This is a genomic window from Haladaptatus caseinilyticus, from assembly GCF_026248685.1.
GTDB classification, from domain to species: domain Archaea; phylum Halobacteriota; class Halobacteria; order Halobacteriales; family Haladaptataceae; genus Haladaptatus; species Haladaptatus caseinilyticus.
In genome coordinates this window covers 35,289-61,556 of record NZ_CP111036.1, presented here as the reverse complement: position 1 = coordinate 61,556, position 26,268 = coordinate 35,289, and the positions used below count along the sequence as shown (strand labels likewise).

The window sequence follows — 26,268 nt, the reverse complement described above, 5'->3', positions numbered from 1 at the left end:
CCTATTGGCCATCGTGTTCATTTCGACTGCCACCTTTCTAGGTGTCTAGATTCACCATTCTTTATCCACGGTGGTCAACTGCCGATGAGCGTCGCATGAGCAATGAGTCACCATACCGGGACGACTCGGGGAAACGTCCATCTACAGACCCGCCCCACGTACTCCGTTCTGAACCAGCAGTGAGCAGGCCGTCTTTCGACGATATCTTCAAACTGCTGTCGGAGAAACGACGGCGATATGCCATCCATTATCTCTCATCGACACCAGATGGCTTTGCGGCACTATCGGATCTCGTCGAACAGGTCGCCGCATGGGAGACCGAAACGATGGCCGCCGACGTCCCGGACGATTACCGACGGCGTGTCGAAGCATCCCTTCACCATACACACCTGCCGAAACTCGATGACGTCAACATCATCGACTACGACGCGCGTAGCGAATCGGTTCGGTACTGGGGACAGCCGGTCCTCGAAGAGTACGCCGAGCACGTTGCCGCAATGGAACTGCCCGAACGATAGCCGGTAACCAGGGTCCGTCCCGACCCCCTGAAGACGCTTCTGAACTCTCCGAGATGATGCTCGTTGCGAGTGCGATTCGCAGTCGAAAGTTTTGCCGCGTGCGAAAGGGAAAATGGTTTGAAATCACCCCACGGACACGCAAACATGAAAGTCCGCATCGGTCCGGGGGCAACCGAGGAGGAAGCCTCAGCCATCGCGAGCGCACTCGCTCAGCATGTCGGGAGCGAAGTAAACGTGTACGTCGGCGACGCAGACGAGCCGACCGTTACGTGGAGTGAATCCGAAGAACCGCCGGAGGACGATTTTGGACCCACGGAGCGCGAAAACAAACTATGGGAGGAAATCGAAGCCATCGAAGCAGGTGGCCCGGAAAAGTACAAAGAACGACTCGCCGAGAAGGGGAAACTGTTCGTCCGCGACCGACTCGACCTCTGGTTCGGTGAGGACGGTCTCAAGTTCGAGGACGGCCGATTCGCCGAGTTCGACGCCGAGGATACGCTTCCGGCGGATGGGCTCCTCACCGGTGCGGCTGAGTTCGAAGGCCGGGACGTTCACTTCATGGCGAACGACTTCACGGTCAAGGCAGGAAGCATGGCCGCGAAGGGCGTCGAGAAATTCCTTCGCATGCAACAGCGCGCTCTACAGAGCGGCAATCCCGTCCTCTACTTGATGGACTCCTCCGGGGGGCGGATCGACCAGCAGACCGGCTTCTTCGCCAACCGGGAAGGCATCGGCAAATACTACTACAACCACTCGATGCTCTCCGGACGCGTCCCACAGATCTGTGTCCTGTACGGACCGTGCATCGCGGGAGCGGCGTACACTCCCGTTTTCGCTGACTTCACGATCATGGTCGAGGAGATGTCCGCGATGGCAATCGCCTCCCCACGGATGGTGAAAATGGTCACCGGCGAAGACATCAGCATGCAGGACCTCGGAGGTGCGAAGATGCACGCCGAACACTCCGGCAGCGCCGACCTCGTCGCCCGCGACGAGGAACACGCCCGCGAACTCGTCGCCGACCTCATCACGTATCTCCCGAACAAGGCGCACGAGAAACCACCCCGAAGCGAACCGAAAGCGCCGAAAAAATCCCCCGAAGGCATCGACGAGGTCATCCCACAGAGTCCGAACCGGGCATACGACATGACCGACGTGATAGAGCGCGTGGTGGATGCGGATTCCTACTTCGAACTCCGTCCCGACTACGGCGGGGAAATCATCACCGCGTTCGCGCGAATCGACGGCCGACCGGTCGGAATCGTCGCGAATCAACCGGCACAGCGGTCGGGCGCCATTTTCCCCGACGCCGCGGAAAAGGCCGCAGAGTTCATCTGGAAATGCGATGCGTTCGAAGTTTCGCTGCTCTACCTCTGTGACACGCCGGGGTTCATGGCCGGGTCGCAGGTCGAGAAGGACGCCATTCTGGAGAAAGGCAAGAAGATGATTTATGCCACCTCCTCTTCGACCGTGCCAAAACAGTCCGTCGTCGTTCGGAAAGCCTACGGTGCGGGCATCTACGCCATGTCCGGGCCGGCGTACGACCCACAGAGCATCATCGGACTTCCGTCGGGTGAAATCGGGATCATGGGTCCCGAAGCCGCGATCAACGCGGTGTACGCGAACAAACTGAACGCCATCGAGGACGAAGAGGAACGCGCCCAACGTGAACAGGAACTTCGCGAGGAGTATCGCGAGGACATCGACGTTCACCGCATGGCGAGCGAGATGGTCATCGACGATATCGTTCCGCCGAGCACCCTGCGCGAAGAACTCGAAAACCGATTCGAGTTCTACGCGGACATGGAAAAGAGTCTGCCGGACAAAAAACACGGGACGATCCTGTAACGCGGCCCGTTACCGGAATCGGTTCTCCGAGAACCGATTTCAAACTGTCTCACGGAGGACTGTTTCAGCTGGTTTAAGGTGTTCTTTACCGACTGCAAGCCAGTTCATAATAAAGACCCATTCTACCGTCGCTGTCGATAGCCCACGTGAAAACGGGGCGTGTGTAATACACCCATGAGCTACCGACGACGACGGTTACCTACGCGACTTCGACGCGCGATTCTTCCCGGCCTCGGTACGTTCGAGCGACTGCTGTGGGTATTCGTGTTCGTCGTCCTGGTCGGTGACCTACTGACGACGTACGTCGGCTTGAACGCCGGTTTGACTGAATCGAATCCCGTCGCGCGCAGTGCGCTCTCACGGTTTGGGTTCGTGGCGCTCGTCGGACTGAAGGCGTTTTCGCTCACGGTTGGAGTCATCTGCCGACGGTTCGTCCCGCGGGAGTACGTTGCGCTCGTTCCTGCGGGACTCGCGCTTCCGTGGACGATTGCCGTACTCGTCAACCTCTCCCTGTTCGTCAGCTTTTGAACGGGGGAATCATTCCGGTTTCTTGAGCGAGAGAATCGTGCGCTTGAACTCACACACGAGTTCGTCGTCCTGATTGAACACTTCGACGTGCATCGTAACGACGCCGCGCTCGCCGTCGCTCGTCTCGCGCTTTTCGGTGATGGTCGATTGTGCGTGGATCGTATCGCCGTGGAACACCGGTTTCGGATGTGAAACATCATCGTAGGAGAGGTTTGCGACGATGGTTCCGTCGGTCGTGTCCGGAATCGAGAGTCCGACCGCGAGACTCATCGTGTAGAGTCCGTTGACCAGTCGCTCGCCGAACTGCGTGTCGCCGGCGAACTCCGCATCCAGATGGAGCGGTTGCTGGTTCATCGTCATGTCGCAAAACTGTTGATTGTCGCTCTCGCTTATCGTGCGGCCTTTCTCGTGTGAGATCATTTGACCGACTTCGAACTCCTCGTAATAGAGCCCCGTCATGACGATATCTGTATCCGGTACCGGAAAAATGCTGTCGGTCTGGCCCCGATTGTTCCAACCGTTCCAACTGTTGCATCGGCGATGAGCGACTGTATGCGGTCCATAACAAAGTAGACAGTATCCGAAAATTGAGACAGTCAGTAAAATTTCAGATCAGGAGAAAAATATGAAGGACGAAAACACGCGAGACTCGGCGGCGAATCGACGTGAGTTCGATACGACAGGATATTCGTTCGAATCCGAGGATAATACCGACGGTATCGACGTGAGTGCGACCGGCGAATTTCAGTTCGACCAGGTGGTCACCCGAGGGGACACCACAGTTTCGCGGAGCGTCGAATGGTCGTTCGAGTGTTCCGAGACGACCGACGATATGCATCGTGAGGGTTCCGAAACGAACGACGGTACGACGGCGACCCGCGAAGACGTGAAGCGGTTCGTCTCGGACGGCGGCTGCGACTCGAAGTCGGACCGAGTCGCACCAGACGGTGGCGTGGACGAGCAAGGGAGGTCGTTCGAAGCGGACGCGACTCCGACGCCAGCGACGGGCGGGAAACCACCAAAAGGCGAACTCGACGGAGAGACGGTTCATGCACGCTGGTACGCACAGGTCGGTGGCCCCGTCGAAACCGCACCCATCGTCCGAGACGGGTCGGTGTACGTCGGCACCGAAAACGGGTTCGTCTGTGACATCGACCATCGAGACGGCGTGAGCAACTGGCTGTTTCAGGCGCCCAACGCCGTCGGAACGCCCGAGGTCGGCGACGACGGACGAATCTACGTTGGTGACCGCAGCGGAAACTTGTTCGCGCTCGACTCGGCAAGCGGTGCACGCGAGTGGCGGTTCGAAACGAACGCCGGTCTCGAAGTGTCCCCCTCACTCCTCGGGGACACCCTCTACGTCGCGGCGCGAGACGGACAGGTGTTCGGTCTCGATGCGCAGACCGGTGACAAGCGGGTTTCGTTCCGCAGTCCGGCACGAGCACTCACCTCGCTTCGAATCGCTGGCAACACCCTGTACGCGACCGGTCTCGACGGTGGTCTCTTCGCCCACGATATCACTGACGGAACGGAGCAGTTCCGGTTTGCCCCGTCCCTCGCAATCGCCGGTGCGCCGGAAGTCGTCGATGACACGGCTTACGTCGGCACCGTCGATGGCGACAGGGTGTACGCTATCGATGCCACGACCGGGGAAACGAAGTGGCGTCATCGCCTGGATGCGGGCGTTTGGTCGTCTCCGGTCGTCGTCGGTGGCATCGTCTACGTCGGGTGTGCCGATGGCAACGTCTACGCGTTGGACGCCCGCGAAGGGACCGTCCGATGGCGCGTCCAGACCGGCGCTCGTGTTTGGGGAACGCCGGTCGTTACGAACGAACTGATGTACGTTACCAACGACGATGGCTTCGTGTTCGCGCTCGACCGGGCTGACGGTCGTGTTCGGTGGCAGTACCACGTACAGGATTCACTCGTCGCCTCGCCGACGGTCGGACGACACGGCGTCTATGTCGGTGACGTGACCGGAACGGTGTACGCCTTCCCACGATAGCTGACCGGATGCCCCTCCCATAGAACAGTCCCTACACGCGCGTCGTCACGATATCGGCCGTTCTAATCCCGTCCCCGAACTCGTTGTTTATTTTTCGACGAAGGACCGGTACGGTTCGTATTTTTGTCATCGCTTGTCGTGGTATTGCGTATCACTTCGGCTTCGGATGGTAAGGACTTTCTTCGGTCGGGTAAGAATTGCCGGTCAGACCTCGCAGAGGCCCCCTCATCATGTCAGCAACTGGGAAACAGAAGGAAGAGGAACCGGAGACGGCGGCAGAGACGGCGCGGCGGCAACTCGAACGCGCCGCGGCACACCTCGACGTCGAGCGTGGAATCATCGAACGGCTGAAACATCCCGATCAAGTCCACCGAGTTTCGGTACCGCTCAAGCGAGATGACGGCGATACGGAAATTTTCACCGGTTATCGTGCGCAACACGATAGCGTCCGCGGGCCGTTCAAGGGTGGCATGCGATATCACCCGGGAGTGACCGAAGAAGAATGTACCGGTCTCTCGATGTGGATGACGTGGAAGTGTGCCGTCATGAACCTCCCGTTCGGCGGCGCGAAAGGCGGAATCGTCGTGAACCCGAAGGAGCTGAGCACCGAGGAAAAGGAGCGACTTACGCGACGCTTCGCCGAAGAACTCCGCGACTTCATCGGCCCGATGCGCGACATTCCTGCACCGGACATGGGAACCGACGCGCAGACGATGGCGTGGTTCATGGACGCCTACTCGATGCAGGAAGGGGAAACCCAACCCGGTGTCGTCACGGGCAAACCGCCGGTTGTCGGTGGCTCCTACGGGCGCGAAGAGTCCCCCGGACGCTCGGTCGCAATCATCGCACGGGAAGCGTGTGAGTACTACGATTACCCACTCGAAGATACGACCATCGCCATTCAAGGGTTCGGAAGTGTCGGCGCGAACGCTGCACTCTCGCTTCACGAATGGGGTGCAAACGTCGTCGCAGTCTCCGACGTGAACGGTGCGATTTACGACCCCGATGGGTTGGATATCGACGACATCCCGACGCACGAAGAACAGCCGGAAGCGGTCACGACCTACGACGCACCGCAGAAGGTCTCCAACGATGAACTCCTCGAACTCGACGTGGACGTGCTCATCCCGGCGGCAATCGGTAACGTTCTCACCGAGTCGAATGCCCACGAGGTCAAAGCGGACATCGTCGTCGAGGGAGCGAACGGCCCGACGACGACCACCGCGGACGAAATCATGGAAAAGCGTGGCATCCACGTTATTCCCGACATCCTCGCCAACGCGGGCGGCGTGACGGTGTCGTACTTCGAATGGCTGCAGGACATCAATCGCCGTCAGTGGTCGCTCGAACGCGTCAACGATGAACTCGAATCCGAGATGCTCAACGCGTGGAACGACGTGCGCGCCGAAGTGGAAACGCGCGACGTGACGTGGCGTGATGCGGCGTACATCGTTGGCCTCTCACGTATCTCGGAAGCGCATCAGGCGCGCGGACTCTGGCCATAGTACGGTTGCAGCGGTGGGCCGTATCGGCTTGCGGCGGAAAACAACCCGATTGTTCTCCCGTTCCATAGTGGACCCCGACTAACAGGCACAGTACGACTCACTATCCGCCTCGCTGTCGGATTTACTCGCGTTTCGACTGGCCAGTCTCGAACGCGACACCGAATACGGCGCCGAGCGCCACTCCCACCGCGAGATTATCCATCAGCAGACCGATCGTGACACCGAGCCCGATGCCGAGACCCATCCAGCCACCCCTCCACGTTCAGGCGTCGTTTTTTCCGTCATCGGTGCTGTAATCGTTCGTGTCTGCAGTTCGGACCATAGTTCAGTACTGGGGGCGATCAATGGTAACTGTTCTCAGTGCGTTACGGAAATCCGCTGGTATCATCGGTTCGTCAATCCGGTACCGATTGCGATGCCGATAGCCATCCCCATCCCTACTCCAAGTGCCAGGTTGTCCATCGCGACACCGATTCCGGTGCCGATGGCGACACCGAGCCCAACGCCGAGACCCATGTTTCGCCCATCGACGGCCGCCAGTTCATCGTTTTCGTCGTGTTTGCTACTGTCAGTGTTTCGAACCATGGACCCCTATTGTTGGAAAACGACATAACTGTTCCCGGTGGGTTGAAATCTCATCCCCGCGTCGCCTCGCGTATGCCACGACGAAGCGTTATGTTTACGCCGGGCGATCGCCCGGAGATGATGCACAAAGCGCCCGAAGCAGGGGCAGACGTAATCGTATTCGACTTAGAGGACGCGGTCGCACCGGAACGGAAAGACGAGGCACGCGAGGCGATTCGTGAGGTTCTCACCGACCCAGCGTTCGACCCCGATTGTGAACTGTGTGTTCGAGTCAATCCGGCAGGAGTCTCCGCCGACGACGACCTCCGAGGAATCGCGGCGGGGGCGGACATGCTCAACTCGGTGATGCTTCCGAAAACGGAATCCGCGGACGATGTTGAAACGCTCTCCCGCCTGCTCTCGGAGCACGACTGTTCGGTCCCAGTTCTCGCACTGGTCGAAACTGCACGGGGCGTACTCAACGCGGCCGAAATCGGCGCGGAACCGGCGGCGGACGCGCTCGTTTTCGGCGCCGAAGATCTCTCGGCGGATATCGGCGCAACCCGAACCGACGAGGGAACGGAAGTCCTCTACGCCCGCGAACACGTCGTGTTGGCCGCGAGCGCGACCGATGTGGATGCTATCGACACGGTGTTCACCGATTTCGGGGACACGGACGGGTTGACCGAAGAAACCGAGTTCGCTATCGAACTCGGCTACGACGGTAAGATGGCGATTCACCCGGCACAGGTATCGCCCATCAACGATGCCTTCACGCCGGACCCCGAACGCGTCGAATGGGCGGAGAAGGTGCTCTCGGCGAAGTCAGCGGCGGACGACGACGGACGCGGCGTTTTCCGAGTCGATGGGGAGATGATAGATGCGCCGCTCATCGCACAGGCAGAACGGATCCTGGAGTATGCGGATGTCGGTTTGAAGCAAGACCAGTGACCACGATTTAGGAATAATTCATCCTATTTTCGCCATGCTTAACAGTGGGTGGGTGTCATTGACAGACGATGTCCGAACAAGCGAATCCGTTCGAGAGTCTGCAGGAACAAATCGATGACGCGGCCGAATACATCGACGCGTCCCCGGACGTTCTCGAACGGCTCAAACACCCCGAGCGCGTGCTCGAAACGAACCTCTCCGTCGAGATGGACGACGGTTCTATCGAGGTGTTCAAAGCGTTCCGCTCACAGTTCAACGGCGACCGCGGCCCGTACAAAGGCGGTATCCGGTACCACCCGAACGTCAGCCGTGACGAAGTGAAAGCGCTCTCCGGATGGATGGTATACAAAACCGCCGTCGTAGACATCCCGTACGGTGGCGGTAAGGGTGGCATCGTCATCGACCCTGACGAGTATAGCGAGGACGAACTCGAACGAATCACTCGGTCGTTCGCCAAGGAACTCCGCCCCATCATCGGCGAGGACCGGGACATCCCCGCGCCGGACGTGAATACCGGTCAGCGCGAGATGAACTGGATCAAAGACACCTACGAGACGCTCGAAAACACCACGGCTCCGGGCGTCATCACTGGCAAGGCGCTCGACTCCGGCGGCAGTGAGGGGCGCGTCGAAGCGACCGGTCGCTCGACCATGCTTACCGCTCGCGAGGCGTTCGACTACCTCGGCAAGGAGATGGAAGGTGCGAGCGTCGCCGTACAGGGCTACGGAAACGCCGGCTGGATCGCCGCGAAACTCCTCGAAAACCTCGGCGCGAAAATCGTCGCCGTTTCGGACTCCAGCGGCGCGATCTACAACGACGACGGGCTTCACGCCATCGACGTGAAAGACCACAAAAACGAGACCGGAAGCGTTTCGGGTTACGCCGGTGCGAGCGAGGAGATGAGCAACGAAGACCTGCTCACGCTCGACGTCGATCTGCTCGTGCCTGCGGCACTCGAAAACGCCATCGACGGCGACCTCGCGAAGGAGGTACAAGCGGATGTCGTCGTGGAGGCCGCAAACGGTCCACTCACCCCCGATGCCGACGACGTACTCACGGAGCGCGACGTGCACGTCTTTCCCGACATCCTCGCCAACGCGGGCGGCGTGACGGTGTCGTACTTCGAATGGGTGCAGAACCGCCAGCGCTTCTACTGGGACGAAGAGCGCGTCAACGACGAACTCGAAAGCATCATCGTCTCCTCGTTCGACGACCTGACCAACGCATACGAGGAACACGACCTGCCGAACTTCCGCACTGCGGCCTACGTCGTCGCCCTCCAGCGCGTCATCGACGCCTACGAGGAATCCGGCAACTGGCCGTAGACGCGGCAGAAAGCGGTCGGGTTTTCACCGGCGTTTTTCGCAGCTCTGGGACCTCCATTTTTGTGAGCGATGTCTCAGGGAGTCACCGACTCCAAACATCGCAACAGCCACCGCCAGCGCCCCCACTCCTCCCCGCCAACGCGGGGTTGCACTCGGTGTTCGCTTCGCTCACGACTCACTGCTTCGCCGTCGTCTCGCGGCAGTGCCGCTCGACAGTCCACGGAACTCCGTTCCGCGCTATTCGTCGCCTCGCTCCCCTCGTGCGAACTCGCTGGGGCAACCGTTCGGCAAGTCACCCATCCGTCGTGAATCGCCAGTTCGTTCAGCCGACAGGACGCGCCGGGAGTCGGGGGTGAGCCATTCACGGCGAAGCCCTGACTCCCGGCGCGGGGAGGATGGGGCGTCGCGGGCAGGTGCGCCGACCGCTGGCGCACCTGCCCGCATGCGGAGGCGGTTATTTGAAGTCGGCAGTTGCGGACTGCTCGGGAACGACCGATGCCGTTGCAGTAGTCGGCGCGGAAACTACCGCTGTCGTACACCAAAACCCACACACAACCCATTCCCACTTTCGTAGAACTTTCGAGAGACATATACGGGGAGCAACCCGAGTTCGAACTATGAACCGCCGAGCGTTTCTGGCCGGCATCGTCGGGTCCGCATCCGTCACTTTGGCGGGATGTGCTGGAATCATGGACACCGGCCGAAACACCTCACAGGGCGACTTCGACGTCGGGATGGGGTCGAACGCCTTCCATCCGCGTGAACTCGAAGTGACCCCCGGAACGACCGTCGTCTGGAAAAACACCGGTATGCGCAGACACACCGTCACCGCCTACGGAAACGGTGGGATTCCGAAGGGTGCCGAATACTTCGCCTCCGGTGGCTACGACTCCGAGCAGGCCGCCCGCGATGCGTGGCAAAGCGGGTACGGCGGCTCGATAGATCAAGGCACGACATACGAACACACGTTCGAGGTGCCGGGTAGTTACTCTTACTTCTGTGTTCCCCACGAACCCAGCGGCATGTCCGGCAGTATCGTCGTAACGGAGTAGTGACTCCCCGAGTCGTTTTTCAAACGTTCGAGCGAGCGACAAAAAACGAAACAGTTTGTGCGTCGATTAGACTTCGACGTCTTCTTCTTCCACGTCCACGGAGGTCTCCTCCTCTTCGGCGACCTCTTCCGGGTAGGCTTCCAGCGTCGCTTTCTGGATTTCGACCCGGCGGAGTGGGTAGATGGTTTTCGCCTCGCCGTAGATCGCACTGGAGATGCGACCTTCGACGATGCTATCGACGACCTCCTTGAACGTGCGTTCCTGCACTGCGTCCCGCACGAGGTCGATCATCGTTCGGCGGATGGCCTTCTCCTGGCTGTGGTCCGCCTTCTTCGTCGTGAACGCGACTGGCTGAATCTGGACGCGGTAGTCGTCCGAGGTCAGCACAGTGATGTACGCCTCGATTTTCGAGGCACCGCGGCGGCCGAGACTACGGAGATAGTCGCGGGTGAGTTCGTGTCGAACGAACTCGGTGTACGCCGAGTCGCTTCCGACGTCGTTGATTTTGAAGGTCAACTTCGTGTTGTTCTCGCTGGCGTTGTTCGTCAGTTCGCCCAGCGTGGTTTCGATGGTGCGGCCGAGCACCTTGTCCGGTTCATCTGCGGGGGTCGTTCCAAGCTCCTCTCGGTCGAACTGCTCGGGAGCGAGGACGGTGTACCACCGCTTTTCCTGTGACTTCTTAGAGACTGATCGTTCACTCATGGTTCGTGTCGTTGTAATCGTTCGCTATCTGTACTGTCTGTGCTGCCACCGAGAGGTTGACGACGTAATCGTCCACGGTAGATTGGAGTCCGCCGGTCGTCTCGCGTTCGATGTGCGTCACTATCGTTCCGTCCTCCACGCTCGTTTCGATTTCGGGCGTGTTGTCCGGTTCGAGCGACGCGGCGAGCACGTCGGCATCGTCCAACTCCGTGCGGATCGTTGCTCGTCTCATAGTGCCTCCCGAAACGCCGATAGGAACTCCTTTGCGTCCGCGTCGAACCGCGCATACCCGCGATGCGTGCTTCCCGTCCCAGCGCCGCCGAGTCCGTCTGCGGCCGTTGCCATCGCATCGCCGAGGGTCGGCGAGGCCGAATCGGGTTCCCCGCCGCGCCCATCGACTGCCACGGCAGCAGCCTCGTCGTCCGTGACGACCAGCGCGATCGGCTCCGGTGAGCGATAATCGCCCAACAGCCGAGCAGCCGTCTCGACGGGTGCACCGTCCGTCCGAGCGACGAACAGGCCATCGTATCGACCCGTCGTCGCCTCTTGGAGCACCGCGTGGGCGCTTTCCGCGTGGTCACGCCACGCGTCCAGTGCGGGTGCACGGGCGTCGTGTCCGAGCGCTAGCGCGATGCCCGTTCCGGACTGCTCGTGTGCGACCGCATCGAGCACGTCGGCATAACCGCCGAGCGTCGCAAATGGGCCGTCCACGAGTTCGTAGGGATGGAGTACACGTTCGACCATCTTACCTGCTCTCGGCGTCGCGCTTTCCGGTCCTGTGACCGAGAGCGCGACGAGCGAGGCGACTCGCCGATGCGCGTCATCGTCGAGTTCGACGGGGAGATCGATCTCCGCGAGTTCGGCCTGCACCGCGCCTGGATTGCCCGAGAAGCCGGTGTGAATCAGCGTCGAATGTGCCAATCCATCCGCGAGGTCTTCCGTCGGCGTCGCAACGCCGGGTCTACGGGTAAGTCGGTCGGAAGCCGCATCCAACAGGTGGGCGCAATCGTCCGCGCCCGGTGGGGTTCCTGCAGCGACAGCACCAGCGAGGGCGAGAACCGGGTCAGGGCCACCGCCGAGTCCATCCGCAGCCTCGAAGGCCACGATGCTCGCTGGACGCTCAGTGAGTGCAACGGTGCCACCCGGTGCGCCAACCGTCACGACGACATCGTCGCCGTGGGAGTCGGCACGTTGGGTGGGAAATCGCGTGGCACTTACTTGGAACGGGATTCCGATGTTCGCGCAGGTGCGGGCGAGGACGCCACTGGCCGCGAGTCCGTCGCCGTCCGGATAGGCGACGATTCGAACGAAGCCAGCGTCGCGAAGCGTCGCTGTCACGTCGCTCGCGGTTGGGGCGTCCTCGGAAGCGGTTCGACCGGATGTTGCCATCTATAGGAGTTCTTTCGCGGTATCGTAGGTGTAGGTGAAGTCCTCGTCGAGTTCGTCGCCGCGGTAGTAGTTGACGAGGCGTCGAACTTTCGACTCAGTGTTCTGCAGCGCACGTTTGTTGTGCTTGTCCTGCGGATTGTCGTTGACGTGTTCACGCAGGCGCACGGCGCGCGCCATCAGGTTCCGGAGGTCTTCGGGCAGGTCGGGATCTGCGTCGTTCTCCTCCAGAATCTCGGTCACTTTCTTGCCGGTGACGAGCTTCACGTTCGGGACGGGCGTACCGGTTACGCCTTCGTCACGGAGCTTCAGTCCGATTTCGCTCGGGCTGTGTCCGTCTTCCGCGAGTTCGACGACGCGGTCTTCCACGTCGTCTGCTTCTACGTCACTCCACTCCGGTGGTTCGTCTGCCACAGGTCGGTCCGAACCGGACGACCCACGGCGTCGGGTGTGCATTCGTGCCATTGTTCGAGGATAGGAACTGCACGAGCCGCTAGAGTGTGATCGGCGGAAAGTCCGCCGGTCGTGGCGATCGCCACGGTGCACGTCCGCAATCCCAAGTTGCGCAAAGGGGACGAATTGTCCCGGAAGAGAGCGGGCAACTGCCCGCGAACGCGCGCAACGAGTCGGATTTGCGGCTGTGCCGTTCCCGTATCAGGACGAAAACTCCGAAGACAGTTAAATCGTTGCTATTCGGTTCGCCGTGCTACAGTCCGCCGAGGCCACACTGATTTCGAGAGGTTTATCAGTGGTGCCGAGGAAGAAACGAGTGCAGACGCGGGCTCGTAGATCAGTGGTAGATCACTCCCTTGGCATGGGAGAGGCCCCGGGTTCAAATCCCGGCGAGTCCACTTCTTTCGTTTCACTTCGCTCACTCAGTGGGCTCACCGACCTTCGCAAGCAGACCACCGTTTGCTCAGTCCCGGCGAGTCCACTACCACTAGTAAGGAAGGGTCGGGCGAAACGAATCGTCGATACATCTCGAAGGGTCACCGAAAATCGATCCTTGAATCGACGTTTTTGACTCGGTTGATGTACATCTCCCACTACGGCCGCATGTACGCGTAGCCCTCGTTTTCCAACCGAGTCACTTCGACGGCCCCTTCCGGAACGGTTTCGACGCCGTCGATGAGGTCGGATTCGTCGAGATTCATCACGTCGAGCGTGTTGGTACAGGCTTTGAACGGGACGCCATCGTCCAACAGCGACAGCACTCGTTCCTCCCTGTCGCCACCGTTGATGACCGACTCGATTCCCTTCGACTGAGCCACGACTGCGACGTCATCGATGGTGCCGCTTTCGTCGTCTAACAGATTCCTCGCGATCGCGAGTGCGGTATCTTGTTCGCTTTCGTCCCCCGAGATGAGGTGAATCACGGATTTCATGCGGTAAACGGAGAAGGTTGCGACGTTCTAAGACCTATCGGCCCCACTCGTGAAAGCTAGATTGGATAGTGGTTACGATTTTGACGGGTGTGAGGAACGACGGGAGCGGAGCTACGTGGCGGACTCGTTCGATTCGTCGGAATCCACGTCCTCCGTATCGTTTTGCAGTTCATCCGCCTCGGCTTCCGTCGCCGACTGAACGTCGTCGATGTCGATATCTGAACCCAGTTCGTCCTCGTCGATCGCGGCTTCGAGGGTTTCGGTATCAGTCACTGCATCGAGTCCGTTTTCATCGACGGCCGAACGGATGGTTTTCGTGTCGATGGCAGTATCGACGTCCTTTCCCTTCACGACCGATTTGACGGCGCGTCTCACTGCGATATACCCGATGAGTCCGGCACTTCCGGACACGACCGCACCCGGTATCCCGAACCGCTTGTACCCGAATTTCGCCGCCTTCTTCCCGACTGTAAGTGGTCCGAACATCGTGCTATACAGTAGCGTCCGAACGAGCGTAAGGGTCGGGCCTGCATACGAAAGGATTCGATAGTACACGAGTTCCTCAGCGCTCGATACGACGATGAGACTGGCTATCGCGATCGGACGATGATGGAAAAGAACCCCGCCGAAAGGGCTAATCGTGACTCGGTCGTAACTCAGTCAGCCCGTATGTAGGTCGTTACCAATGACGAATTCGAACACGAGACGGAGTCTCCTTCGACAGGTCGCTGTCATGGGAGGCACACTGACCGGAATCGGAACTGGACCACCGGCGAGAGCGGTCCGGAAGGAAATCACAGGTGACGCGGACGCGCCCGCTGCCGTGAAATTGTACACCTGTGATGTCACGAGTGAGGACGATCCGACACCGGACGTAAACGACCGACTACTGCTCGAACGAGCCGAGGGGACGTTCGGGCCGACCAAGCCGGAATGTTTCGAGGAAAAGACGCTCCTGTACCGGTATCTCGTTACGGTGTTCGAAGGGGACGAACCACGAGGACGGCAAGGGATCGCATTCGCCACGCAAAAGCAAATTCCGAAGGACACGTACAGAATCGCGACGATATTCACGTGCGTCGATGCGCCGAGCGGATTCTGTGCGGTGTGGCCGTTCTATGGGGTCGTCGCTCGACGTGAGGATGCCCGTTACTTACGCGTTTGAGACCACTCGGAACACAGCTCCACGACGGGGAGAATCGGAACATCGTCGTTGTCGAAACCGACGAAGAGCGATCCGGACGTCTGAGAAAACTGTACGATGACGGCCGTGTCGAACGTATAGATCGCAAAGTTGAGCGACCCGGCTCGAAACACGTTTTCGGTATTCTCACGGGACGTATCCGCGAGCAGCGATTCGTCGTGAAGCCGATCGAAATCGGCCGGTGTGAATCGACCGGTCACGTCGTTGCGCGTGTAAAGCACATCGTACCGTCCGTTTCGTCGGCTAGCGACCGTCTGGAGCGCGGAACCGATATGAGACTGCAGGGCGTTGACGAACGCTTCGTCTGATTCGAACACGGTTGCTCGAACGTTCGGTAAGCGGAACCATCAACGTTGGTGACGGTCTGGACTCGAGACGCCACTCCGCGAACGACCGAACGGAGGGTTAGACTCGTTCGATATCGGGCGAGTCGCAGTACGGACAGCGCAAATCCGGCAGTTCGACGGAATACGCGAACGTCCGACGGCAGTAGTTACACCGATACTCGTCCCCCTCTATCGTGAAAATCCGTTTGACCGAATCGAAGCGCCCCATTCGAGAACAGTTCGCCGTAGACACACTTAACGTTCGCCGACGGATTAGGCGATACTGAGCAGTCGCATCGCCAATCCAGCCAGAATGACGAGGAGACCGATTCCCGACGTTATCGGCTCCGGGATGAAGAACATAACGACACCTGCGAGCATCACGACCGTCGAAGTTCGAGCCATATTATGACTTCATCGGTGTGGGATTGTACCTGTTGTGGCCGTATTAGCAGGCGGATCGAGGATTAAAATAGTCGGTTAATGGATAGCAACCGTTAGAAACGGCAGACTACTTCGGCCTTTAAAATGACCTCTTTCCGATAAAATTGCAGACGTTTATTACTGCCGACGAAAGAGTTGCTTGCATGGTACACCCGTCAACTCGCGCACAGAGCGAAACGGTGGGCGTCGTCCTTCTTCTTTTGATCACGCTCGCGGGGACGGGAGCCATCGTCGCCTACGGATCATCAATGTTAGACGATTCGAAACGAGTGACCGAACTCGACAGCGCGGAGCACGCGATGACACAACTGGACTCCAAAGCCAGTTTGGTGGGTATCGGCGAGACGGATATGCAAAAAGTGAACCTTGGCGTACGAAACGATGGGCGGACGATTACCCGCAGTCGAGACGGTTGGATGCGCATCGAAGTGGACCCCGACGATGGGGTGGCAGTAGAAGTGATGAATCAAACGCTCGGGTCGATCGTCTATCGAAACGAGCGAACGTCCATCGCCTATCAAGGAGGGGGTGTGTGGCGTCATGATGGGGACGGTTCGACGATGGTTTCACCCCCTGAATTTCACTACCGCAAAACGACACTCACGCTCCCACTCGTTACTGTCGGTGGCGAAGGTGCACTCGACTCGCGCCTCGAAGTTAGAAAAAACGGAAGCGTCGAGCCAAAATTTCCGCTCGCCGAATCAGAAAAAACCAACCCACTCTCTGAAGCGACGGTAAACGTCACTGTCCAGAGCGACTACTATCTGGCATGGGGACAGTTTTTCGAACGGCGGACTGGTGGCGAAGTCCAGTACGACGACGTTGCAAAAACGGTGACACTCACCCTCGTCACGCCGACGAAAGCCCCGAAAATAAAACAAGGTCTGGCGTCTACCTCGCCACAGGAACTCACCATCAAAGGGTCCGGTGGTAATCCGTCGTTCACCGATAGCTACAATTCCTCGGTCGGAACGTACAGCATGACCAGCGGGTCGAATGGAACTATCAAGACCGTCGGCGGCGTCACGATGCGTGGCGGGGCCGAGATTCGCGGTGATCTCGTTTCCGGTGGGGGACAGATAGAGTTAAAAAGCGGCAATAGCGCAGTGAGGGGAAATATCTCCTATGGCGGGAGCGAACCGGAACTACACAAAAAAGCAAGCGTCGATGGCTGGGTCGCAAATAACGGAAGTGTCGACACGATCGACCCTGTCGATAAGATGATCGATCACGAAATCGAAGCGGTCGGTGACGAAAACGACAATGATGCCACGACCGCCATTGAAGGGTCGAAACTGGATACATCGACCGTCACGTGGACGCTTACCGCGGGCGATTACCACCTCGACTCGCTCTCACTCACCGGTAGCGACGAACTCGTTTTTGACCTTTCCGACGGAGATGTCGACCTCGTCGTCGATGGCGATGTGAGCGTAAACGGTGGGAAAATTCGAGTCGTCGCACCGCAAAACGGTACTGCGAACGTCTACATGGGCGGAACCACGCTGTCGGTGACCAATGGAGCGAACGTATCTGTATCCGGTGACCGTTCACCTGCATTCAGAATCTACGGTCCCCCGGGGACGAACGCCGACTTTTCCGATGCGAAGTTTACTGGGGTCCTGTACGCTCCGAACTCCGATAGCCATCGAGGACGGATCTCGGTGACGACACACTCGAGCGTCTTTGGTGCGCTGGTCGGTGGACAGACGCTTCTCCAATCGGGCGGCGTCGTTCATTACGATCAGTCGCTCGTCCAGGCCCAGACACTCCCGGCGGAGTACACCGCGATTCCGCGAGTCACCTACATGCATGTCTCGGTCAACCGAGTGAACGTCACGTCTGTCTGAAGGAGACGCAGTTCGACTATCGCTTCAGTTCGAACTCGACCACTGTTTCGGGGACGACGACCCGATCGGTGACTAATTGGTACGTGACGCTTCCGTCGGTCGCGTCACCGTCTATCGCTGTCAATCCCTTTCGCTCAAAATATCGTTTCCACGCCACTGCCCGCGGTGACTCGACAGTTACGTTCGTCCGTACGTCCGCCGTAGAACCGGTTCGGAACTGACCGTCGAGGGCGGCAGATTGATGGTATGCAACGATCAGAACGGTCGAATCCCCGGAAATACTGTCAGTGTCGCCGCGCGGATAAGTGATGAGAAACGGAATGACAACGCGCTCGTCGTCGAACACATAGCCCGGTTCACGGCGCATCACGCTCCCTCCATTACTACTTCGAAACACCGCACCGCCAACGTAGACGAGTTCGCTATCCTCGACGCCCGAGTAAACGAGGGGGTTGGTGTTCATCACGTATGTCGCGTTTCTGGTCGATGGACCGGTCTCGTTCACTTGCACGCGAATCGTCACGGGATCGCGATAGTCGAGCGTCGCACCCCCCAATCGGAGTTCGGTCGCCCGACTCGGCACGCCCTCCCGGTGCACGTCCGCGACGTTATCGGCGAGCACGTCGAAGGCACGCTCCGCGTTGTTCACTTGCTCGAATCGTTGTGCGTCGTGAAGCCCCTCGATACCCGTCGCATACACCGCTCCGATCGTCGCCGTTACGAGAACGAACGCGAGAACGAATCCCACGGTTTCGCTCGCGGCGCGGTCGTTCATCCCCGCACCTCCAACTCGCCGTCGTCGGTTCGGACGATCGTTACCGAACCACCGGAAGTCGTCGTTTCCTTGACTGGCGTGGCAGTGGCAAAGGAGACACGCACGGTCACCTGTGGCCCAGTTGTTTTCAGTACGAACGCGTCGGGTTCGACGGTTACCGAATAGGAAACCCCAGCAACGCGTTCGGGTAGCGACGTTTCGACGACAACCGTTTTACCCCCCACCTGAACGAGTCTGTCGGCAGTCTGTGTGTCGGCCGAGAGTCGCTGGCCGATGACGTGGAGTTCCGTTCGTGCCGCGTCTCTCCGGTGGTCTTCGACCATTCCGGCCGTTGCAGTCAACAGTCCCGCGATGAGCACCGTCGCGACAACAAGGTTGAGAGCATAGTTCACCGTCACCGAAACACCTCGATTGCAGTCGATCGACGTTCCCGTCCGATCACGGTCGATCACCGCTCGCATTCGTCCGGGGTCAATCATCATGCTCACCCGGGGCGACCCGAATACGCTCGGCGTAGGTCAGTTTCGGCGTCCGAAAGTAGCTGTCGAACGTCGCACTGTAGACGGCGTGGCTGGTGTATGGCGATGAATTGGAGCCATCTGTTACGAAGTTCGTGGCGGTCACTCCCGCGCCGGCCGACGTGTTCACGACGACGGAGTAGGTCCCGTTCGCCTCGTTTCCGTATCGGTATTCGACCGAGTACGGGTCGTCCAGCCCACCAGCGAAATCTATCGGACAGGGTTCCTCGGCAAACGTCTCGTCGGTAAGTGAGAACGTGGTTTTCGCGGTCGTCGCCGAGCAAACCGGGGTCGGTGAACCACCCGCATCCGTGTTCGTGGCGACGACGATATCGCCCGCCTGCCGATAGACGAACGCACGCCACGCGTCGTCGCCGTCATCGAGGACGATTCGGAACGACTGGGACGGCGACGATGCGAGTGGTTCCCGTGCCAGTTCGAACTGGAATCGCCGGAGTTGACCCTCGCCGATGTTCGTCGCCAGCGTCCAGTTTTTTGCCCCGCTTTTGCTGGTGAACGTTCGCGTTCCGTTCCGATGGCGTAACGCCATCCCGGTCGAAACGGTGAGGTTCGATACTTCAACCACTGAAGCGCGTTCGAGATAGTACCGTTCCGATAGATCGGCATATCGACGGATACCGTCCGTAGCGTTCGTGGTCACGGCTCCCGGCGACGAGTGGTTAGCCTGATTCTCGTGAACGACAACTGCCCCGACTCCGTCCGTGGCGAGGTTTCGGAACTCGACCACGTCATGACCACCGACATCCGCGCCGCGGGTGGCGAGGTTTTCGGTATAGATGACCGTGTTGAGCAGAAGGACGAGTGCGACCAGAATGGCCGCGATAGCAAGCCCCGTCACGAGGATGAGTTGCCCGCGGTCGGTACCTCGTATACGAACCGACATCACATCCTCCATACGACGATCCTAACCTCCACGACGTTGTATAGCGCCGCGTTCGGCGCGGCGTCCGGTGCGTAAAACGATTCCCCGACGGTCCCACCGCCGGGCGATGTGAGTTCGTCACCGTCGAACAGCGGGATGGTGCGGGTCGCAACGACGGCGTTATCGCTGGGAGCACCCATGTACACCATCGTCTTTCGCCGGGTTTCGTTGGTTGGCATCCGGTAGACCACGAACACGTCGTATGCGATTCGACTACCGCCAGACGTGATGTTGCCGAACGTCTCGTTCAGTGTTCTGCCAAAGCCATTCGGTGGACCACCGTTCGCGTGAATCCCATCGTCGTTTGACCCGGCGAATTTCCTGCCGGTGTCGTTCCAGTACAGGACGGCCTCGCGGAGTCGGCCGTCGTCAGCCGTAACCGATAGCAATCCGTCAGCCGTCGCTTCCTCCTGATTCTCGATATGCTGATTCGACGTGCTCGCAGTGAGTGGCGTCACCGCCGTCGCCTGGAGCGAGAAGATGATAGCACTGACTATCAACAGCGCCGCGGTAAACGCCTCCAACGTGTGTGCTTGTGCCCTATCCATGTTACCACATCCTGACGTACAACGTATGTTCGTCGCCGTCGATAGCGACGAGTCGAGTCGCAACGACGACGGAACCCCTCGTTGGAACCGACGGCCCCGCACTGAGTTCGACCCCACCGACCGTTCGGATCGCGCCGTTCGACTCGATGGTGACGTTCACGCGTTGCTGTGACCCCACGCCGAGCGCGGCGTTGAGGTCCGACGGATTGCAGGCTCCCGGTGCACCGAAAAACTGCGTGGTGCACGTCTCGTTCAGGATCCCCGGTTGGCCGCGCCGGGCGAGTGTCCCGTCAGAGAGATGTGAAGCGACCCGGTCTACACTGAGTAATTCGGCGCTCTCGTCCCCGGTGAACGGTACGAACGAGTTCGGGAGCGCCATGAACACGAAGGCTACTGTGAGCAGAAAGACGCTCATTCCGACCAAAAAGTCGATGCTCGTTTGTGCTCGCATAGTTAGATGAAAGTGAACGTGACGAGGGCGATCGTCGGAAGGACGACGGCGAATTTCACGCCGGAGAGCAAGTCGGCATCGCGGATGTAGCCCGCGATGAATCCGGAGAGAATGGCTTGTATCGTTACGGCGTGGAAAAAGAGCATCGACAGCATCGTCGTGTCGATACTACTTCCGAAGCTCATTCCCTGTGGCGAATCCTTGTTCGACGCTTGTCCCGCGAGTCCAGCCATCACGTCGATGAACTGCGTTTTCAAGATGGCCATTACAGCGAGCAGGGTAAGGTAGGTCATGATGATGATGACGACCTGCATTCTGGCGCGGGATCGCCGCTCTCTTGCGATGTCGTCCTGGTTCTCGCTGGTCTGTGCCGCAGTCGTCAGGACGGCAGTAATCTGGCTCGACGCCTCCTGTGCCTTGCTGATGAGTTTCACCGTCCGTGCGAGTCGCGGCAGGTGATAGCGGTTGTTGAACTCGATGAACGCCGTTTTCATGCTCATGCCGTACTGTACCTTGGCGTGAATTCGGTCGAACTCATCCGAGAGCTTGCCGGAGGACGTGTCCGCAACGGTTTTGATGGATTCGAGGAGCGTCAACCCGGTGTCGTTCGCACTCGATAGCTTTCGAAGGTCGTCGGAGAGCTTTCGAACGACAGTCCGCCGGGAGTGGACGTTCCACTCGCGGAAGATGGCGAGTGGAACGCCGTTCACGTACAGCGGGACGTAGACGGAGACGAACGTCGTCCAGACTGGATTCGAAATGAATTCATCCACGGATGCTGGAACCGCACCGGTCCACACCGCGCTGGCGACCAGCACCATCGACACCGGTATCGTGATTCCGAGAACGTACAGCGGATTATCGCGGAAAAAGTAGTGTGGCCGCCGCAGCAGTTCGATGGTGGTATGCGTTCCTTCCCGACTTTTGATTCGGTCGAACACCGAGAACTCGCCGATGAACTCCTCGACGAGACCGAGATGCAGCAGTCCAGCGCCGGAGACGGTCTCCAACTGATCACCGTCGTTGTCAGGTTCGAGATAACCACTACCGGGATCGTCCTGCTTCACGGTCGAAACGAGGACGAGGAACCCGACGCCGATGAGCGGAATCAACCCGTACACCGTGGCGTAGAGCAGGGTCTGCTTCGCTTCCCCCATGATGCCCATGATGACGAGGATGATGATGAGCAGGAGCGGAAACAGCGAGAGAGTCATGTACATCTCGCCGAACAGTTCCAGCGTTTCGAGCGTCAGTTCCTGCTCCTGTTTTGCCGTCCGCATATGCTTGTCCTTTTTGTCGTCCAAAAACTGCGTCATGTTCCCGCCGCTGTTGACGATGGATAGCATATCGGTGAAAAACTGCCCCAACTCGTTGCTGGGCGTTTCGAGCGCGCGCTTTCGGATTGCAGTTCGGTAGTCCGTATCGAAGTACTCCGTCTCCTGAACGATGCTCCGGAACTCGTGGGACACCTCGCCATACGTATCGTCCGCTCTCGCCATCGCTTCCAAGATCTCCAGTTGGTTCAGTCCGCCGATGGAGAGAGCATACATGAACGAGATGGCGTCCGGCAGGAGCATGTTGATCTCACGCTTTCGCGCGCTCGCCCTGCTGTACGGAATGGCAACGACCGTTCCGAACCCGGCCGCGAAACCGACGGTTCCGAGAACGACGCCAATACCGAGAATCAGGGTCGGTATCTTCAATGCGTTCAGCACGTCCGCCGTCGCGCCCGAAACAGGGACACCGAGCCACGTCCCGCCCCCGATGAAACCGACCGAGACCAACAGGTAGCCGAGAAGGAGCCCGACCAACCACAACACGAGTCCGACGAGTGTTCCGACCGCGAGACCGCGCGAGACGTACAACTCGGCGGTTTCTGGCATTCGAGCTTCGGCGAGTTTCTCTTCGAGGGTTGCCGCGAAATCACTGTTCTCGTCGAAGAGACGGTCGTACAACGGATAGAAGGCATCGGCGAGTCTATCGGCACTGGTCCCGCTGTTGCTGGTCGCAGTCCCGAGGCTCATTCGTCGTCCTCCCCTGCGCTTTCAGAATGTTCGTCGTCTGCGAACGTCGCTTCCTCGAACTCGCCGAAGTGATGGCCGTCCATGTCGGATCTCCCGTCGCCAGTGTGTGGTACCCCGCCGGACGCGCGATCGCGAGTCGGTTCGTCCGTGGGGTTCGCGGTATCGACTAACGCGACTGCGAGGTCGCTTCCAGTGACGTGCATATCGCGATACTGGTCGAACAGTCGGTCGTCCGCCTCGGCGAGGATGTCCTTCGAGAGTTGGACGATTTCCTCGTTCGGGTCGGGTCGTGGCACCATCTCCTCCTTTTTCGGATCGATATCGATGAGGACGCTTTCCATCTCGCGAAGATCGGCGAGACTGTCTTCGAGCGTCTCGTTTGCGACCAGTGCGAGGATAGTGTCCGGATCGTTGATGAACGCCTGAATCGTCGCGGCCACCTGTGTGTACTCGTTCAGCCCGTTATCGAGGAGATATGCGAGGATGGCTCGCCGCATGAGCAGTTCCGTCTCGAGCTGGTCCTGATTCCACCCGCGGTCGAACTTGATCTCCTCCAGCGTGTTCGACCCGGTGAGACGTTCGTGTTCGTCTGTCTCCGCACGCCACTGGAACACGTCCTTGACGTTGATCTCGTCGTTCTCGGTATCGTAGTGATTTATTTCCGTGAGTGACTTCGTCCGCCTGACTTTGCTTCCCTTGACCCGTGTCTGTGTCTGAACGGAAACGAGGTCGAGCGCGGTGAACAGCGTTTTCGATACGTTGATGGGTTCCGTGGTGAATCGCTTGAGAACCTCGCCGACGGTATCCGCGTGGAAAGTCGTGTAGGTCGTGTGTCCGGTGGACATGACTTGGAAGAGGGTTCGACCTTCTTCGCCCCGAATCTCCCCCATCACGATGTAGTCGGGTCGCTGGCGGAGAGCAGCCTCGAGCAGATCGAACTCGTCCACGTCGCCCTTGTCGTCGTCGGAGAAGGAGGGACGAGTGACGCTCGCAATCCAGTTTCGCTGTGGGAGTTCGACCTCGCGGGTGTCCTCGATGGAGACGATTTTCGTGTTGCTAGGAATGAACAGTGACACTGCATTCAGACTGGTCGTTTTTCCGGACGCGGTACCCCCTGCGAAGATAAGCGACCGATGGTTTTCGATGGCCAACCAGAGAAACGCCATTTCGTCTAGCGAGAAGGTGTTCCAGTTGATCAGGTCGAGTGGCGTGAACGGCACGTCCTTGAACTGACGAATGGTGTAGTTCGTCCCGTGGTCGGACACCTCCCGGCCGAGGGTCAACTGGGCGCGGGAGCCATCGGGCAGCGTCGCATCCACCTGCGGCTGCCGTTTACTGATACCTTTCCCCGACCGCTGTGCGAGCTTGACGACGAAGTCGTCCAACTCGCTTTCCCCGTGATGGACGTTCGTGATTATCTGTTCGTAGTCGGAGTGGTAGACGAACACCGGGGAATTGTAGCCGTCACAGGAGATATCCTCCACGTTGATGTCGTGTTTGATGCCGTCGATTCGCTCGTAGCCGATGAAATCCCGCTTCAGTAGGTACAGCAATTTTTCGACCTGATACTCGGAGAGGGTATCGGAATCCTCCGCCAGCAAGGCCGGTTCGGGACGTGCCATGATCCCATCGAGTTCGCAGTTCTCATCGTCGGCCTCGTGCTCCTCGATGAGTTCTTCGACTCGCGTTCGTACTCCCCGTCGTACACTTTCGTTGCCGACGTGTTTCTCGAGCAGGGCCTTCCAGCGCGTTCCGAGCTCGTTCAGACGACCTTGCGTAGAGGATGACGGTTGGGATTCCCGTTCGTTTGACGGTCCATCCCCGATTTCGTCCGATTCCGGTTCCTCGGGGACGGTTCCATCGTCGCCCGGTTTCGTCGGTTCTCCGTCGTCGAAATCGGGCACAGATTCCCCAGTTGTTTCATCCGCGTTGGTACTCCGTTCGTCCCCACATTCTGCTGGGTCGTCCTTCCGGAACCGTTCGAAGTACGGTTCAGTCTCCTCGCGAAGCGTTCGAATCGCCGTATCGGTTTGTGCTCGCGTTTCGGCTCCGTACCGGTTCCACGTTTCACGAGCGTTGTCGTACCGGGTCAGCAGTGCCGTGAGGCTTTCAGCTATTTCGTCGTCGCCGGGCACGTAGAGGTCGTAGCGCGAGAGCAATCGAAGGGTTTCCCGTTCGATGACGGTTTGACGGTCTTTCCCGTCGGTTTCCGCGACCACGTCGTCGCTCGCGTATTTGATGGCGGTCCGGAGTTTGCCGGTGAGAAACGCTTGCAGGTCGTCTTCGATCGGTGTTCGATACGGTTCGATGAGGTAGTATTTCGTCTCGTTTTCCTTCCCCGAGTGAAAAATACAGACGAACGAGAAGGGTTTGTTCACCCAGTAGCGGTCTACTTCGCGAAAGTGCCTCTTTTTCGGGAAGGCAACCGCCTTCTCCAAGTCGTAGCGATTGACGACCGTCGTGTGGCCCTCGACGGTCGAAAAAAAGGCGTCCTCGTCCAACTCGTCGGGGACATCGAGCGTCCGTTCGTCTTCGATTCCGAGGAGGACGCTCGCCTTGGCCGCACCCTCGGTGAGACGATCCGGTAGGTCATCCTCCTCGAATCCGAGCCACTCTGCCTTCTCGAACTCGACGACGTTTCCATCCCCGTCATGTGGTTTTTGGTGGGGTTTCTCGCGGTCGGGGTCGTAGTAGTATTCGTAGCGAAAATGCTCCCAGAGGTACTCGCCGACCGTGACGGGTGTCGTGGCTGGATCGAGAAACGCCTCGAATCGTTCGCTTCCGCGATTTCCGGCGAACGCGCCCCGAAAGAGACGTTTCGGGAGTTCGTCCTCCTCGAACCCGAGCCACGTCGCTTTGTCGAATTCGACGACGTTCCCGTCCACGTCGCGGGGCTTTTCGTGGGGTTTCTCGCGGCCGGGGTCGTAGTAATATTCGTAGCGAAAATGCTCCCAGAGATACTCGCCGAGTGAAACCGACGTTTCTTCCGGGACGAGAAATGCCTCGAAATATGTCCCAAGTGCGGTTGCGCGTTTCGCCCCCGTTCTGATGCGTGACGTGGTTTCTTCCGGGGCGAACCCGAGAAATTCCTCGGCCGGAAACGGACGGGATTTCCCACGCCAATTCGTCGGTGGTCTCCCGTTCTCGTAGAAATACTCCGCCTTGAAATCCTCCCACGTGTACGTACCGAGAGCGACACGGGCGGGTGCCCCGTCTGCGAGATGGATGCCGTCGGGGGAAGCGTCGGGGCCCCCACCCCCGAACACCTCTGATTCATCACTAGCCATTGAGTATCGTCAAACACTAATCCATTAAAAGTCCTTGTTAAAATTAATATACATTTGTAGTCTGTTAGATGGGAAGGTACGAGCTTTCAGTCTTGCGATTTATATTTTATCTCTTTTCTATATGTATGT

General features: G+C 59.1%; 30 protein-coding genes and 1 tRNA gene. 11 read left to right on the top strand and 20 right to left on the bottom strand.

Annotated features, from left to right (window positions below):
- Positions 1-95 precede the first annotated feature (95 nt).
- The 3 genes from OOF89_RS00345 to OOF89_RS00335 all read left to right on the top strand — a co-directional run bounded on the left by OOF89_RS00345 (position 96) and on the right by OOF89_RS00335 (position 2,894).
- Entirely contained in the window at positions 96-518 is a 423-nt protein-coding gene (locus OOF89_RS00345) for a DUF7344 domain-containing protein (protein ID WP_266077507.1), read from the top strand.
- A gap of 144 nt (positions 519-662) precedes the next feature.
- On the top strand, positions 663-2,366 hold the full coding sequence (locus tag OOF89_RS00340; protein WP_266077505.1) for an acyl-CoA carboxylase subunit beta: 1,704 nt from the start codon (positions 663-665) through the stop codon (positions 2,364-2,366).
- Between the two features lie 174 nt (positions 2,367-2,540).
- A complete protein-coding gene (locus tag OOF89_RS00335) occupies positions 2,541-2,894 on the top strand; it encodes a DUF5658 family protein (RefSeq protein ID WP_266077503.1) in 354 nt (117 codons plus the stop codon).
- Positions 2,895-2,903: 9 nt separating this feature from the next.
- On the opposite strand, the gene OOF89_RS00330 is transcribed toward OOF89_RS00335, so the two are convergent.
- Positions 2,904-3,353, bottom strand: a complete 450-nt coding sequence (locus OOF89_RS00330) for a MaoC family dehydratase (protein ID WP_266077501.1) — start codon at positions 3,351-3,353, stop codon at positions 2,904-2,906.
- A gap of 166 nt (positions 3,354-3,519) precedes the next feature.
- Here OOF89_RS00330 and OOF89_RS00325 point away from each other — a divergent pair, with 166 nt between their 5' ends.
- A complete protein-coding gene (locus tag OOF89_RS00325; protein ID WP_266077499.1) occupies positions 3,520-4,899 on the top strand; it encodes an outer membrane protein assembly factor BamB family protein in 1,380 nt (459 codons plus the stop codon).
- Between the two features lie 230 nt (positions 4,900-5,129).
- Positions 5,130-6,404 carry a glutamate dehydrogenase GdhB gene (gdhB, locus tag OOF89_RS00320; protein ID WP_266077497.1) on the top strand — a complete coding sequence of 425 codons (1,275 nt, stop codon included), beginning with the start codon at positions 5,130-5,132 and terminating at the stop codon, positions 6,402-6,404.
- A 121-nt stretch (positions 6,405-6,525) separates the two neighbouring features.
- Here gdhB and OOF89_RS00315 read toward each other — a convergent pair whose 3' ends face one another.
- Both OOF89_RS00315 and OOF89_RS00310 read right to left on the bottom strand, forming a co-directional pair.
- Positions 6,526-6,648 carry a hypothetical protein gene (locus OOF89_RS00315; RefSeq protein WP_266077495.1) on the bottom strand — a complete coding sequence of 41 codons (123 nt, stop codon included), beginning with the start codon at positions 6,646-6,648 and terminating at the stop codon, positions 6,526-6,528.
- Between the two features lie 140 nt (positions 6,649-6,788).
- A complete protein-coding gene (locus OOF89_RS00310) occupies positions 6,789-6,989 on the bottom strand; it encodes a hypothetical protein (RefSeq protein WP_266077493.1) in 201 nt (66 codons plus the stop codon).
- A 72-nt stretch (positions 6,990-7,061) separates the two neighbouring features.
- On the opposite strand from OOF89_RS00310, the gene OOF89_RS00305 reads away from it, so the two are divergent.
- Entirely contained in the window at positions 7,062-7,919 is an 858-nt protein-coding gene (locus tag OOF89_RS00305; protein ID WP_266077491.1) for an HpcH/HpaI aldolase/citrate lyase family protein, read from the top strand.
- Between the two features lie 68 nt (positions 7,920-7,987).
- Positions 7,988-9,244: a Glu/Leu/Phe/Val family dehydrogenase gene (locus tag OOF89_RS00300; protein WP_266077489.1), complete on the top strand. Its 1,257-nt coding sequence runs from the start codon at positions 7,988-7,990 to the stop codon at positions 9,242-9,244.
- Positions 9,245-9,318: 74 nt separating this feature from the next.
- Here the strand turns inward: OOF89_RS00300 and OOF89_RS00295 are convergent, their stop codons facing one another.
- Positions 9,319-9,834 carry a hypothetical protein gene (locus OOF89_RS00295; RefSeq protein ID WP_266077487.1) on the bottom strand — a complete coding sequence of 172 codons (516 nt, stop codon included), beginning with the start codon at positions 9,832-9,834 and terminating at the stop codon, positions 9,319-9,321.
- Positions 9,835-9,861: 27 nt separating this feature from the next.
- Between OOF89_RS00295 and OOF89_RS00290 the strand changes: the two genes are divergently transcribed.
- Positions 9,862-10,296 (top strand): plastocyanin/azurin family copper-binding protein, encoded by a 435-nt coding sequence (locus OOF89_RS00290; RefSeq protein WP_266077485.1) that lies wholly within the window; start codon positions 9,862-9,864, stop codon positions 10,294-10,296.
- Positions 10,297-10,362: 66 nt separating this feature from the next.
- Here the strand turns inward: OOF89_RS00290 and OOF89_RS00285 are convergent, their stop codons facing one another.
- The 4 genes from OOF89_RS00285 to OOF89_RS00270 are packed head-to-tail and all read right to left on the bottom strand — an operon-like array spanning position 10,363 to position 12,849.
- Positions 10,363-10,998 (bottom strand): 30S ribosomal protein S3ae, encoded by a 636-nt coding sequence (locus OOF89_RS00285; protein ID WP_266077483.1) that lies wholly within the window; start codon positions 10,996-10,998, stop codon positions 10,363-10,365.
- Positions 10,991-11,230: a KEOPS complex subunit Pcc1 gene (locus tag OOF89_RS00280; protein ID WP_266077481.1), complete on the bottom strand. Its 240-nt coding sequence runs from the start codon at positions 11,228-11,230 to the stop codon at positions 10,991-10,993. The genes OOF89_RS00285 and OOF89_RS00280 overlap by 8 nt, the downstream gene beginning before the upstream one ends.
- Entirely contained in the window at positions 11,227-12,387 is a 1,161-nt protein-coding gene (locus tag OOF89_RS00275; RefSeq protein ID WP_266077479.1) for an exonuclease RecJ, read from the bottom strand. Before OOF89_RS00275 ends, OOF89_RS00280 begins: the two co-directional genes overlap by 4 nt.
- Positions 12,388-12,849 carry a 30S ribosomal protein S15 gene (locus OOF89_RS00270; RefSeq protein WP_266077477.1) on the bottom strand — a complete coding sequence of 154 codons (462 nt, stop codon included), beginning with the start codon at positions 12,847-12,849 and terminating at the stop codon, positions 12,388-12,390. It abuts the gene before it with no gap.
- 314 nt (positions 12,850-13,163) lie between these two features.
- On the opposite strand from OOF89_RS00270, the gene OOF89_RS00265 reads away from it, so the two are divergent.
- Positions 13,164-13,235, top strand: a tRNA-Ala gene (locus OOF89_RS00265).
- A gap of 195 nt (positions 13,236-13,430) precedes the next feature.
- On the opposite strand, the gene OOF89_RS00260 is transcribed toward OOF89_RS00265, so the two are convergent.
- Positions 13,431-13,769: a DsrE family protein gene (locus tag OOF89_RS00260; RefSeq protein ID WP_266077475.1), complete on the bottom strand. Its 339-nt coding sequence runs from the start codon at positions 13,767-13,769 to the stop codon at positions 13,431-13,433.
- A 111-nt stretch (positions 13,770-13,880) separates the two neighbouring features.
- Positions 13,881-14,324: a hypothetical protein gene (locus OOF89_RS00255; RefSeq protein WP_328517182.1), complete on the bottom strand. Its 444-nt coding sequence runs from the start codon at positions 14,322-14,324 to the stop codon at positions 13,881-13,883.
- A gap of 130 nt (positions 14,325-14,454) precedes the next feature.
- Between OOF89_RS00255 and OOF89_RS00250 the strand changes: the two genes are divergently transcribed.
- Entirely contained in the window at positions 14,455-14,934 is a 480-nt protein-coding gene (locus OOF89_RS00250) for a hypothetical protein (protein WP_266077474.1), read from the top strand.
- Here OOF89_RS00250 and OOF89_RS00245 read toward each other — a convergent pair.
- The 3 genes from OOF89_RS00245 to OOF89_RS00235 form a co-directional block, all read right to left on the bottom strand.
- Positions 14,919-15,290, bottom strand: a complete 372-nt coding sequence (locus OOF89_RS00245) for a hypothetical protein (protein ID WP_266077473.1) — start codon at positions 15,288-15,290, stop codon at positions 14,919-14,921. The genes OOF89_RS00250 and OOF89_RS00245 overlap by 16 nt on opposite strands.
- An 88-nt stretch (positions 15,291-15,378) precedes the next feature.
- Positions 15,379-15,528 carry a hypothetical protein gene (locus OOF89_RS00240; RefSeq protein WP_266077471.1) on the bottom strand — a complete coding sequence of 50 codons (150 nt, stop codon included), beginning with the start codon at positions 15,526-15,528 and terminating at the stop codon, positions 15,379-15,381.
- A gap of 44 nt (positions 15,529-15,572) precedes the next feature.
- Entirely contained in the window at positions 15,573-15,704 is a 132-nt protein-coding gene (locus tag OOF89_RS00235) for a transporter (protein ID WP_266077469.1), read from the bottom strand.
- Positions 15,705-15,886: 182 nt separating this feature from the next.
- Here OOF89_RS00235 and OOF89_RS00230 point away from each other — a divergent pair, with 182 nt between their 5' ends.
- On the top strand, positions 15,887-17,593 hold the full coding sequence (locus OOF89_RS00230; RefSeq protein ID WP_266077467.1) for a DUF7289 family protein: 1,707 nt from the start codon (positions 15,887-15,889) through the stop codon (positions 17,591-17,593).
- 16 nt (positions 17,594-17,609) lie between these two features.
- On the opposite strand, the gene OOF89_RS00225 is transcribed toward OOF89_RS00230, so the two are convergent.
- Genes OOF89_RS00225 through OOF89_RS00195 form a run of 7 tightly spaced genes read right to left on the bottom strand, consistent with a single transcriptional unit; the run spans position 17,610 to position 26,139 of the window.
- Positions 17,610-18,368, bottom strand: a complete 759-nt coding sequence (locus tag OOF89_RS00225) for a DUF7289 family protein (RefSeq protein ID WP_266077465.1) — start codon at positions 18,366-18,368, stop codon at positions 17,610-17,612.
- Positions 18,365-18,850, bottom strand: a complete 486-nt coding sequence (locus tag OOF89_RS00220) for a DUF7266 family protein (RefSeq protein WP_266077463.1) — start codon at positions 18,848-18,850, stop codon at positions 18,365-18,367. Before OOF89_RS00220 ends, OOF89_RS00225 begins: the two co-directional genes overlap by 4 nt.
- Positions 18,840-19,790 (bottom strand): DUF7261 family protein, encoded by a 951-nt coding sequence (locus tag OOF89_RS00215; protein ID WP_266077461.1) that lies wholly within the window; start codon positions 19,788-19,790, stop codon positions 18,840-18,842. The genes OOF89_RS00220 and OOF89_RS00215 overlap by 11 nt, the downstream gene beginning before the upstream one ends.
- Entirely contained in the window at positions 19,790-20,377 is a 588-nt protein-coding gene (locus OOF89_RS00210) for a DUF7288 family protein (protein ID WP_266077459.1), read from the bottom strand. Before OOF89_RS00210 ends, OOF89_RS00215 begins: the two co-directional genes overlap by 1 nt.
- Position 20,378: 1 nt before the next feature.
- Positions 20,379-20,828, bottom strand: a complete 450-nt coding sequence (locus tag OOF89_RS00205) for a DUF7287 family protein (RefSeq protein WP_266077457.1) — start codon at positions 20,826-20,828, stop codon at positions 20,379-20,381.
- 2 nt (positions 20,829-20,830) lie between these two features.
- Entirely contained in the window at positions 20,831-22,852 is a 2,022-nt protein-coding gene (locus OOF89_RS00200; RefSeq protein WP_266077455.1) for a type II secretion system F family protein, read from the bottom strand.
- The gene (locus OOF89_RS00195; RefSeq protein WP_266077453.1) at positions 22,849-26,139 is read right to left on the bottom strand and encodes a type II/IV secretion system ATPase subunit; all 3,291 of its coding nucleotides are present in this window, start codon (positions 26,137-26,139) and stop codon (positions 22,849-22,851) included. The genes OOF89_RS00200 and OOF89_RS00195 overlap by 4 nt, the downstream gene beginning before the upstream one ends.
- Positions 26,140-26,268: the final 129 nt, after the last annotated feature.

What these genes read in the sequence shown, in the direction of transcription:
- OOF89_RS00195 (WP_266077453.1), bottom strand. Translation starts at nt 26,139, where the DNA reads ATGGCTAGTGATGAATCAGAGGTGTTCGGGGGTGGGGGCCCCGACGCT.
- OOF89_RS00205 (WP_266077457.1), bottom strand. Translation starts at nt 20,828, where the DNA reads ATGCGAGCACAAACGAGCATCGACTTTTTGGTCGGAATGAGCGTCTTT.
- OOF89_RS00330 (WP_266077501.1), bottom strand. Translation starts at nt 3,353, where the DNA reads ATGACGGGGCTCTATTACGAGGAGTTCGAAGTCGGTCAAATGATCTCA.
- OOF89_RS00310 (WP_266077493.1), bottom strand. Translation starts at nt 6,989, where the DNA reads ATGGTTCGAAACACTGACAGTAGCAAACACGACGAAAACGATGAACTG.
- OOF89_RS00315 (WP_266077495.1), bottom strand. Translation starts at nt 6,648, where the DNA reads ATGGGTCTCGGCATCGGGCTCGGTGTCACGATCGGTCTGCTGATGGAT.
- OOF89_RS00240 (WP_266077471.1), bottom strand. Translation starts at nt 15,528, where the DNA reads ATGGGGCGCTTCGATTCGGTCAAACGGATTTTCACGATAGAGGGGGAC.
- OOF89_RS00235 (WP_266077469.1), bottom strand. Translation starts at nt 15,704, where the DNA reads ATGGCTCGAACTTCGACGGTCGTGATGCTCGCAGGTGTCGTTATGTTC.
- OOF89_RS00290 (WP_266077485.1), top strand. Translation starts at nt 9,862, where the DNA reads ATGAACCGCCGAGCGTTTCTGGCCGGCATCGTCGGGTCCGCATCCGTC.
- OOF89_RS00270 (WP_266077477.1), bottom strand. Translation starts at nt 12,849, where the DNA reads ATGGCACGAATGCACACCCGACGCCGTGGGTCGTCCGGTTCGGACCGA.
- OOF89_RS00305 (WP_266077491.1), top strand. Translation starts at nt 7,062, where the DNA reads ATGCCACGACGAAGCGTTATGTTTACGCCGGGCGATCGCCCGGAGATG.
- OOF89_RS00340 (WP_266077505.1), top strand. Translation starts at nt 663, where the DNA reads ATGAAAGTCCGCATCGGTCCGGGGGCAACCGAGGAGGAAGCCTCAGCC.
- OOF89_RS00220 (WP_266077463.1), bottom strand. Translation starts at nt 18,850, where the DNA reads ATGATGATTGACCCCGGACGAATGCGAGCGGTGATCGACCGTGATCGG.
- OOF89_RS00250 (WP_266077474.1), top strand. Translation starts at nt 14,455, where the DNA reads ATGACGAATTCGAACACGAGACGGAGTCTCCTTCGACAGGTCGCTGTC.
- gdhB (WP_266077497.1), top strand. Translation starts at nt 5,130, where the DNA reads ATGTCAGCAACTGGGAAACAGAAGGAAGAGGAACCGGAGACGGCGGCA.
- OOF89_RS00200 (WP_266077455.1), bottom strand. Translation starts at nt 22,852, where the DNA reads ATGAGCCTCGGGACTGCGACCAGCAACAGCGGGACCAGTGCCGATAGA.
- OOF89_RS00280 (WP_266077481.1), bottom strand. Translation starts at nt 11,230, where the DNA reads ATGAGACGAGCAACGATCCGCACGGAGTTGGACGATGCCGACGTGCTC.
- OOF89_RS00345 (WP_266077507.1), top strand. Translation starts at nt 96, where the DNA reads ATGAGCAATGAGTCACCATACCGGGACGACTCGGGGAAACGTCCATCT.
- OOF89_RS00295 (WP_266077487.1), bottom strand. Translation starts at nt 9,834, where the DNA reads ATGTCTCTCGAAAGTTCTACGAAAGTGGGAATGGGTTGTGTGTGGGTT.
- OOF89_RS00210 (WP_266077459.1), bottom strand. Translation starts at nt 20,377, where the DNA reads ATGGATAGGGCACAAGCACACACGTTGGAGGCGTTTACCGCGGCGCTG.
- OOF89_RS00285 (WP_266077483.1), bottom strand. Translation starts at nt 10,998, where the DNA reads ATGAGTGAACGATCAGTCTCTAAGAAGTCACAGGAAAAGCGGTGGTAC.
- OOF89_RS00335 (WP_266077503.1), top strand. Translation starts at nt 2,541, where the DNA reads ATGAGCTACCGACGACGACGGTTACCTACGCGACTTCGACGCGCGATT.
- OOF89_RS00300 (WP_266077489.1), top strand. Translation starts at nt 7,988, where the DNA reads ATGTCCGAACAAGCGAATCCGTTCGAGAGTCTGCAGGAACAAATCGAT.
- OOF89_RS00230 (WP_266077467.1), top strand. Translation starts at nt 15,887, where the DNA reads ATGGTACACCCGTCAACTCGCGCACAGAGCGAAACGGTGGGCGTCGTC.
- OOF89_RS00325 (WP_266077499.1), top strand. Translation starts at nt 3,520, where the DNA reads ATGAAGGACGAAAACACGCGAGACTCGGCGGCGAATCGACGTGAGTTC.
- OOF89_RS00260 (WP_266077475.1), bottom strand. Translation starts at nt 13,769, where the DNA reads ATGAAATCCGTGATTCACCTCATCTCGGGGGACGAAAGCGAACAAGAT.
- OOF89_RS00225 (WP_266077465.1), bottom strand. Translation starts at nt 18,368, where the DNA reads ATGAACGACCGCGCCGCGAGCGAAACCGTGGGATTCGTTCTCGCGTTC.
- OOF89_RS00215 (WP_266077461.1), bottom strand. Translation starts at nt 19,790, where the DNA reads ATGTCGGTTCGTATACGAGGTACCGACCGCGGGCAACTCATCCTCGTG.
- OOF89_RS00275 (WP_266077479.1), bottom strand. Translation starts at nt 12,387, where the DNA reads ATGGCAACATCCGGTCGAACCGCTTCCGAGGACGCCCCAACCGCGAGC.